The organism is Mycobacterium sp. NGS48 (assembly GCF_059812585.1).
Genome location: NZ_JCALCY010000025.1, coordinates 22,066 through 28,093 on the forward strand (window position 1 = coordinate 22,066; position 6,028 = coordinate 28,093).

Genomic DNA, 6,028 nt, shown 5'->3' on the forward strand with positions numbered 1-6,028 from the left:
CGGCGTAGGAGTTGAGTAGTTCAGACCCGCGCATCGATGGCGTCAGGTAGCACCTTCAGCAACTTCGCGTCGGCGGTGACCAATGTGAGCCGCTCTATCGTCGCCTGCGTCACCAGAAATGCGTCGAAAGGATCCTTGTGGGGCAGTGCCGTCAGGTCAGATGCGAGAGTGTGGCGTCGCGTGACGGGCAGGTCGCGTAGGGCGGACCGATTGATCGCGTCGTCGAAATCGTCGGGTAGCCCGACCTTGCCGATAGCCGCCTTGATGGCAAGTTCCCACGTGCTCGCGGCGGAGATGTACACGCCTGCGCTTCCGGTGATGCGATGCCGGGCCTGGGCCCCGAGCCGGGGACTATCGTCGAGCAGCCAGAGCACGACGTGGGTATCGAGCAAGAGGCCACTCATTCGATGCCGAACAACGCGTTGAGATCGTTGTCGGTGTCATCGAAATGATCGGTGTCGTAATGAAGTCGACCCGCCAGGCCGCCGAAGACGATGTCGGCGCGTGCATGCGGGATCAGGTCGGCGACTGGTTTGCCGGCGCGCGCGATAGTGATCGCCTCGCCGTTCTCGACGCGAGCGAGCAGGTGCGACAGGTGGGTCTTCGCATCGTGGATGTTGACGGTCGACATACGATCAGCCTACCGGACTTAGTCTAGTTAGACTAGCCTGCGGGAGCGGACCGAACGCAAGCCGTTTCAGTCGGCGAGCGCGTCCAGCTGCGCGCGGGTGTCGTCGTCGAGCTCGATGTCGGCGACAGCCAGGTTCTCTTCCAAATGTCGCACCGACGACGTGCCCGGAATCAGCAGCACGTTGGGCGCGACGCCGAGCGTCCACGCGAGCGCAATCTGTGCCGGGGTGCAGCCGAGCCGCTCCGCGGTGCGTTGCACCACTTCGTTGCCCAGCACCGGATTCGGTTGGATGAACGCCGATCCCAGCGGGAAGAACGGCACGAAGGGGATGCCGCGCGTCGTGCACTCCTGCAGCACCGGGGCCGACGAACGATCGGCGAGGTTGAATGCGTTTTGCACACAGGCGATCTCGGTGCGCTCCAGAGCGTGCAACAGATGCTCGAGCGTGATTTCACTAAGCCCGATACCGCCGATCAGTCCTTCGTCGCGAGCGGCGATCATGACCGAAAGCTGGTCATCGAAATGTTGATCCGGCCCGCCGCTGTCTACCAGCCGCAGGTTGACAGCGGCCAACCGGTCCACCCCCAGGGTGCGCAGGTTGGCCTCGATGTCGCGGCGTAGGTCGGCCGGGCTCACGACCGGCAGCCAGCCGCCCGCATCGTCGCGGCATGCACCGACCTTGCTCACCAGCGCCACGTTTTCCGGGTACGGATGCAGCGCCTCGCGGATGAGTTCATTGGCGACGTCGGGCCCGTAGAACTGGGCGGTGTCGATGTGATCGACGCCGAGTTCGACCGCGCGGCGCAACACCGCCAGCGCCGCGTCGCGGTCACGCGGCGGTCCGAACACGCCGGGGCCGGGCAGTTGCATTGCGCCGAAGCCGATGCGGGCGATCGAAAAGTGACCGAGTGGGAAGGAATCCATGGCACGAGGCTAGCGTCGACGTATGGAGACGTTTCAGGCGCTGATAGCGCGCCAAGACGGCGACAAGCTCACCGCCACGGTCGAGACCCTGCAGGCAGCCGACCTGCCGCTCGGCGAGGTGACGATCCGGGTGGCCTACTCCAGTGTCAACTTCAAAGACGCGCTGGCGCTCACACCGGGCGGCGGCGTGGTGCGCGACTATCCCGTCGTGCCGGGCATTGATCTGACCGGTGAGGTCGTCGAGTCGCAGTCGCCGGACTTCGCTGCGGGCGACGCGGTGCTGGCCCACGGCTATCAGATCGGCACCGGCCACCATGGCGGCTATGCCGAATACGCCCGACTGCCTGCCGATCAGGTGGTGCCGCTCGGCGCATTGAGTCCGCGCGACGCCGCAGCGATGGGCACCGCCGGCTTCACCGCAGCGATGAGTGTGCAGGCGCTCATCGACTGGGGCGTCGCCACCGACGCCGGGCCGGTGGTGGTGACCGGCGCCAGCGGCGGCGTCGGCTCGGTCAGCGTGGACCTGCTCGCGGGTGCCGGCTACCAGGTGGTGGCGTCGAGCGGCAAGCGTGATGCCGCTGAACGACTGAAAAGCCTTGGCGCCAGTGAAGTTATCGGTCGGCTGCCCGCCGACCCGGACGCCAAGCCGCGCCCGCTGGCCAAGACACGTTGGGCCGCCGGGATCGACTGCGTGGGCGGCGCGACATTGGCCGACCTGCTCACCGCCGTCGACTACGGGGGCGCGGTGGCCTGCAGCGGACTGACCGGCGGACCCGCGCTGCACACCACCGTGCTGCCGTTCATCCTGCGCGGTGTGGCGCTGCTGGGCATGGACTCGGTGCAGATGCCGATCGGGCCACGCCGCGAGCTATGGCGCCGGCTCGGCGACGAGCTGCGTCCGCGTCATCTCGACGCGATCGTCACCGAGGTCGATGTGAAAGACGTCGTCGAGGTGCTGGACCGGGTCCGGGCCGGAGCCTTCAGCGGGCGAGCGGTGGTACGTGTTGCCGGTGGGTTCTCACCATGAGGCGGCCGGGCGCAGGCGCGGGTTCATAAAACCGGGCGCCGACGCCGTCGGGCGCAGCCGGTCGTTCATCGTCGTCGTCCCGATGTGACGTTCGAAGATCCGCCAGACGTTATCGAGCCGACGCAGTCGGTCCGTCACAGCGGAGTAGACCCAGATCGCGGGCAGATCATCGGGTTCCTCGACCACCTCGCCCGTCACCATCCTGGGCGCAGCCGGCTCTGGCGCATAGCGGACGAGAAGGTTGTAGTAGCGAACGATCACTCCGTCGCCGTCGCTATCGACGATCGGGTTGGTGGCGATGCGGCTAACCCCGGGAACGCTGTAGGGGTAGGTCTCTTCGAAGAAGCGCCGCGTTTCCGCCCGGCCCCGCGCCACGCCATGGGTGTGATACGTCACGCCGTCCGGAAGAAAGGCCTCGACCATGGCATCGATGTCGCAGGCGTCGAACAGCAGGTTGACGCGGTTGATGAAGTCGATCGCGTCGGCTCGATCTGCCGGATCGACGGTGCTATCGAGAACTACGGGCGGCAAGCTCGGCATCTGCCACACCTCCCAACGGTCGTGGTCGCAGGGCGATAGCCGCCCACACCCCAGGTTGTTCACGGTTAGTTTACCTTCCGTTCATCTGCTGGCTCATGCGGATACCGCTGTGCGACGGTTGTGAGTTCCCTGTGCGGCCGGAGGGCCGGCGTGCAGGGCTACGATCACCTGGGGTTGGGCCGGTTGGACAGCGTTTTGTTGATGACGGAGGTGGCATGCGCGCAGCACGGGTGACCAGGCTCGATGGTCCGGACGGTATCGAAGTGGCCGACGTCGACGAACCAACGGGCGACGGCGTGATCGTCGAGGTGCACGCGGCTGGCGCGGCATTTCCGGACGCGCTGCTCACCCGCGGCCTCTACCAGTACCGGCCCGATCCGCCATTTGTGTTGGGCGCGGAAATCGCCGGCGTGGTCCGATCGGCGCCCGACAACGCCGCAGTGCGTGCCGGAGATCGGGTGGTTGGCCTGACGATGCTCACCGGCGGGATGGCCGAGGTCGCGGTGCTGGCCCCCGACCGAGCGTTCAAGCTGCCCGACAACGTCAGCTTCGAGGCGGGTGCCGGCCTGTTGTTCAACGACCTGACCATGTACTTCGCGCTGACGGTCCGCGGGCGACTGGAGGCGGGCGAGACGGTGCTGGTACACGGAGCCGCCGGCGGTATCGGCACCTCATCGCTGCGGCTGGCGTCGGTGCTCGGGGCGTCGCGCGTCATCGCGGTGGTCAGCACGCAGGAAAAGGCCGATATTGCGACGGCCGCCGGCGCCACGGATGTGGTGCTGGCCGACGGATTCAAAGACGCGGTCAAAGAACTGACCGACGGCCGTGGCGTCGACATGGTGGTCGATCCCGTCGGCGGCGACCGATTCACCGATTCGCTGCGCTCGCTGGCTCCGGCGGGACGCCTGTTGGTGATCGGCTTCACCGGCGGTGAAATACCAACCGTGAAGGTGAATCGGCTGCTGCTCAACAACATTGACGTGGTCGGGGTCGGCTGGGGTGCGTGGGCCGGGAAACATCCCAACGCGCTGCATGAGCAGTGGGCGGGGCTCGAGCGGCTGCTTACCTCGGGGAAGCTGTCTCCTCCGGAGCCGGTGGTCTACCCGCTGGAGGACGCCGCCGCGGCAGTCGCCTCGCTTGAGAACCGCACCGCCAAAGGCAAAGTCGTCGTGCGCGTCCGGGATTGAACCCGCACGTCGCGCCGGTGCTCAGTCGCGGTGGCTCACGACGTTCACGACGTTGCCGTCCGGTGCGCGCACGAAGAAGCGGCGCACTCCCCACGACTCTGTGGTCAACGGATGCACGATCTCGTAGCCGAGTCTCTGGGCTTCTGCGTACGCGTCGTCGACGTCATCGGTGTGGACGGAGATGACCGAGTCTTCGGGGGCGGACGCATCGCGCGTGACGACCTGGACGTTCGCGCCGCTGTCTGGTGCGGTGTAGCGGGCCACCCATCCCAGGTTGAACTCCTCGGTGCTCAGCCCGAGGTAGTCGGTGTAAAAGGTCTTCGCGGTGTTGATGTCGGCTACCCGAAGGTTCGCGGTGATTCGTTTGGCGCGCATGTCAGGCCGGCATCGGCGCGCCACGGTAATCGCCGAAGGACCACAGGTTGCCCTCTGGGTCGCGGACAGTGAATTCACGGGCACCGTAATCGGTATTGTCAAGGGGCCGAACGATTTCGGCTTTGCGTTGCAGCACGCGCTCGTAGAGCGCATCCGGATCGGCGGTGACGACGTAGCCGCCGGCGGTGCCGGGCTCACGGGACCACTCGCCGTCGGGTCTGTTACTGCCGAGCATGATTCCGCCGCTGCCCTCGGGCCACAGAAGTTGCGCGTGGTCGACGGTCTCGCCCTCGCCATACCGGGCTGCCAGGACAAAGCCGAAAGTGTCTACGTAGTAGTCAATCAGCTTGGGTGCATTGTGTGCGCGCAACGTCAACCACACGGTCGGATTGGAATTAGTCATGCTCGCAGTCTGAGCCGTACGAGTGGCCGCCGTCTTGAATGTTTCGGAACTCCTCGGCCAGCCACCGGCGCGGCGACGTACCGGCGAAGCGGCCAAACTCTCGGGTCAGGTGGGCCTGATCGCTGTATCCGGTGTCGATCGCGACAGCTGCCAGGTCGACCAGCCCGCGCTGCCGCACCGACTCGGCGATCCGCGCGGTCGCGTGCTCGAAGCGCATCAGCATCGCCACCGTCTTGGGCGACCGGCCGACTTCCTTGGTGAACAACGTCGTCAAATGTCGCGCACTGACGCCGACTCGATCGGCGACGGCGCCTACGGAGGCCCGGCCGCAACTGCGCTCCAAGAGGTGCCAGGCATAGGCGACCTCGGGGCGTACCGTCGCGCGGTCGCGGCGCTGCCGCGCACTCACCAGATAGTCGGCAATCACCGCGAAGGCATCTCGCCAATCCCGCGCGTCGGCCGCCCGCTCGCATAGCTCGACGGCGCGGCGGCCCAGCACGGCGGTGGCATCGAAATCGGTCACGCTCAACTCTGCGCTGGGCACCCCGAACAGTCCCCGCGCGGCGAGCGGATGCACGGCCAGCTGCACGCCGGCTTGGCCCCGTCGCTGCCGGATCTGAGCGGCCCGCTCGTGCAACCCGCTCAATAGCAGCGGGGTGGGCCGGGCATCGCGGAGGGCCTCCGAGGTGTCGGCCGCCTCGACCCCCTCATCGAGGCTGACGATGAAGGTCAGTGTCGACGACGGCATGCCCCGATGCACCGCGGGCGCAGCGCCCCAATAGCGATAGCCCACCATCGATGCAACACCGGGACCGCTGCGAGGCGGCGCCGTGACGAATTCCGAGGCGCGCTCGGGCGTGTCGGCACCCACAGTTCCTCAGGCTACCGAGCTGCACCGGGCCGTAGGCGATGAAGACCCATGCCCGTTGTGCGGTTTTATC

General features: G+C 66.8%; 9 protein-coding genes. 2 read left to right on the plus strand and 7 right to left on the minus strand.

The genetic code is table 11. From position 1 onward, the window contains the following. Window positions 1-20 precede the first annotated feature (20 nt). The 3 genes from AC5Y42_RS22700 to AC5Y42_RS22710 all read right to left on the minus strand — a co-directional run bounded on the left by AC5Y42_RS22700 (window position 21) and on the right by AC5Y42_RS22710 (window position 1,555). Complete coding sequence (locus tag AC5Y42_RS22700; protein ID WP_499900816.1) at window positions 21-404, minus strand: type II toxin-antitoxin system VapC family toxin; 384 nt, start codon at window positions 402-404, stop codon at window positions 21-23. Continuing rightward, complete coding sequence (locus AC5Y42_RS22705) at window positions 401-631, minus strand: type II toxin-antitoxin system Phd/YefM family antitoxin (RefSeq protein ID WP_499900817.1); 231 nt, start codon at window positions 629-631, stop codon at window positions 401-403. Before AC5Y42_RS22705 ends, AC5Y42_RS22700 begins: the two co-directional genes overlap by 4 nt. Window positions 632-697: 66 nt before the next feature. Further along, on the minus strand, window positions 698-1,555 hold the full coding sequence (locus AC5Y42_RS22710; RefSeq protein ID WP_499900818.1) for an oxidoreductase: 858 nt from the start codon (window positions 1,553-1,555) through the stop codon (window positions 698-700). A gap of 22 nt (window positions 1,556-1,577) precedes the next feature. Between AC5Y42_RS22710 and AC5Y42_RS22715 the strand changes: the two genes are divergently transcribed. Further along, window positions 1,578-2,582 carry an acrylyl-CoA reductase family protein gene (locus AC5Y42_RS22715; protein WP_499900819.1) on the plus strand — a complete coding sequence of 335 codons (1,005 nt, stop codon included), beginning with the start codon at window positions 1,578-1,580 and terminating at the stop codon, window positions 2,580-2,582. On the opposite strand, the gene AC5Y42_RS22720 is transcribed toward AC5Y42_RS22715, so the two are convergent. Next, window positions 2,574-3,122, minus strand: a complete 549-nt coding sequence (locus tag AC5Y42_RS22720; protein WP_499900820.1) for a nuclear transport factor 2 family protein — start codon at window positions 3,120-3,122, stop codon at window positions 2,574-2,576. The two genes, AC5Y42_RS22715 and AC5Y42_RS22720, sit on opposite strands and share 9 nt — an antisense overlap. Before the next feature lie 215 nt (window positions 3,123-3,337). On the opposite strand from AC5Y42_RS22720, the gene AC5Y42_RS22725 reads away from it, so the two are divergent. Beyond that, on the plus strand, window positions 3,338-4,309 hold the full coding sequence (locus tag AC5Y42_RS22725; protein WP_499900821.1) for an NADPH:quinone oxidoreductase family protein: 972 nt from the start codon (window positions 3,338-3,340) through the stop codon (window positions 4,307-4,309). A 21-nt stretch (window positions 4,310-4,330) separates the two neighbouring features. Here AC5Y42_RS22725 and AC5Y42_RS22730 read toward each other — a convergent pair whose 3' ends face one another. Genes AC5Y42_RS22730 through AC5Y42_RS22740 form a run of 3 tightly spaced genes read right to left on the minus strand, consistent with a single transcriptional unit; the run spans window position 4,331 to window position 5,883 of the window. Then, complete coding sequence (locus tag AC5Y42_RS22730; RefSeq protein WP_499900822.1) at window positions 4,331-4,684, minus strand: VOC family protein; 354 nt, start codon at window positions 4,682-4,684, stop codon at window positions 4,331-4,333. A 1-nt stretch (window position 4,685) separates the two neighbouring features. Further along, the gene (locus tag AC5Y42_RS22735) at window positions 4,686-5,087 is read right to left on the minus strand and encodes a VOC family protein (RefSeq protein WP_499900823.1); all 402 of its coding nucleotides are present in this window, start codon (window positions 5,085-5,087) and stop codon (window positions 4,686-4,688) included. Beyond that, a complete protein-coding gene (locus tag AC5Y42_RS22740; protein ID WP_499900825.1) occupies window positions 5,080-5,883 on the minus strand; it encodes a helix-turn-helix domain-containing protein in 804 nt (267 codons plus the stop codon). Before AC5Y42_RS22740 ends, AC5Y42_RS22735 begins: the two co-directional genes overlap by 8 nt. Between the last annotated feature and the right edge of the window lie 145 nt (window positions 5,884-6,028).

Coding starts and splice junctions, on each gene's coding strand:
- AC5Y42_RS22700 (WP_499900816.1), bottom strand. CDS start 404: ATGAGTGGCCTCTTGCTCGATACCCACGTCGTGCTCTGGCTGCTCGAC.
- AC5Y42_RS22705 (WP_499900817.1), bottom strand. CDS start 631: ATGTCGACCGTCAACATCCACGATGCGAAGACCCACCTGTCGCACCTG.
- AC5Y42_RS22710 (WP_499900818.1), bottom strand. CDS start 1,555: ATGGATTCCTTCCCACTCGGTCACTTTTCGATCGCCCGCATCGGCTTC.
- AC5Y42_RS22715 (WP_499900819.1), top strand. CDS start 1,578: ATGGAGACGTTTCAGGCGCTGATAGCGCGCCAAGACGGCGACAAGCTC.
- AC5Y42_RS22720 (WP_499900820.1), bottom strand. CDS start 3,122: ATGCCGAGCTTGCCGCCCGTAGTTCTCGATAGCACCGTCGATCCGGCA.
- AC5Y42_RS22725 (WP_499900821.1), top strand. CDS start 3,338: ATGCGCGCAGCACGGGTGACCAGGCTCGATGGTCCGGACGGTATCGAA.
- AC5Y42_RS22730 (WP_499900822.1), bottom strand. CDS start 4,684: ATGCGCGCCAAACGAATCACCGCGAACCTTCGGGTAGCCGACATCAAC.
- AC5Y42_RS22735 (WP_499900823.1), bottom strand. CDS start 5,087: ATGACTAATTCCAATCCGACCGTGTGGTTGACGTTGCGCGCACACAAT.
- AC5Y42_RS22740 (WP_499900825.1), bottom strand. CDS start 5,883: ATGGTGGGCTATCGCTATTGGGGCGCTGCGCCCGCGGTGCATCGGGGC.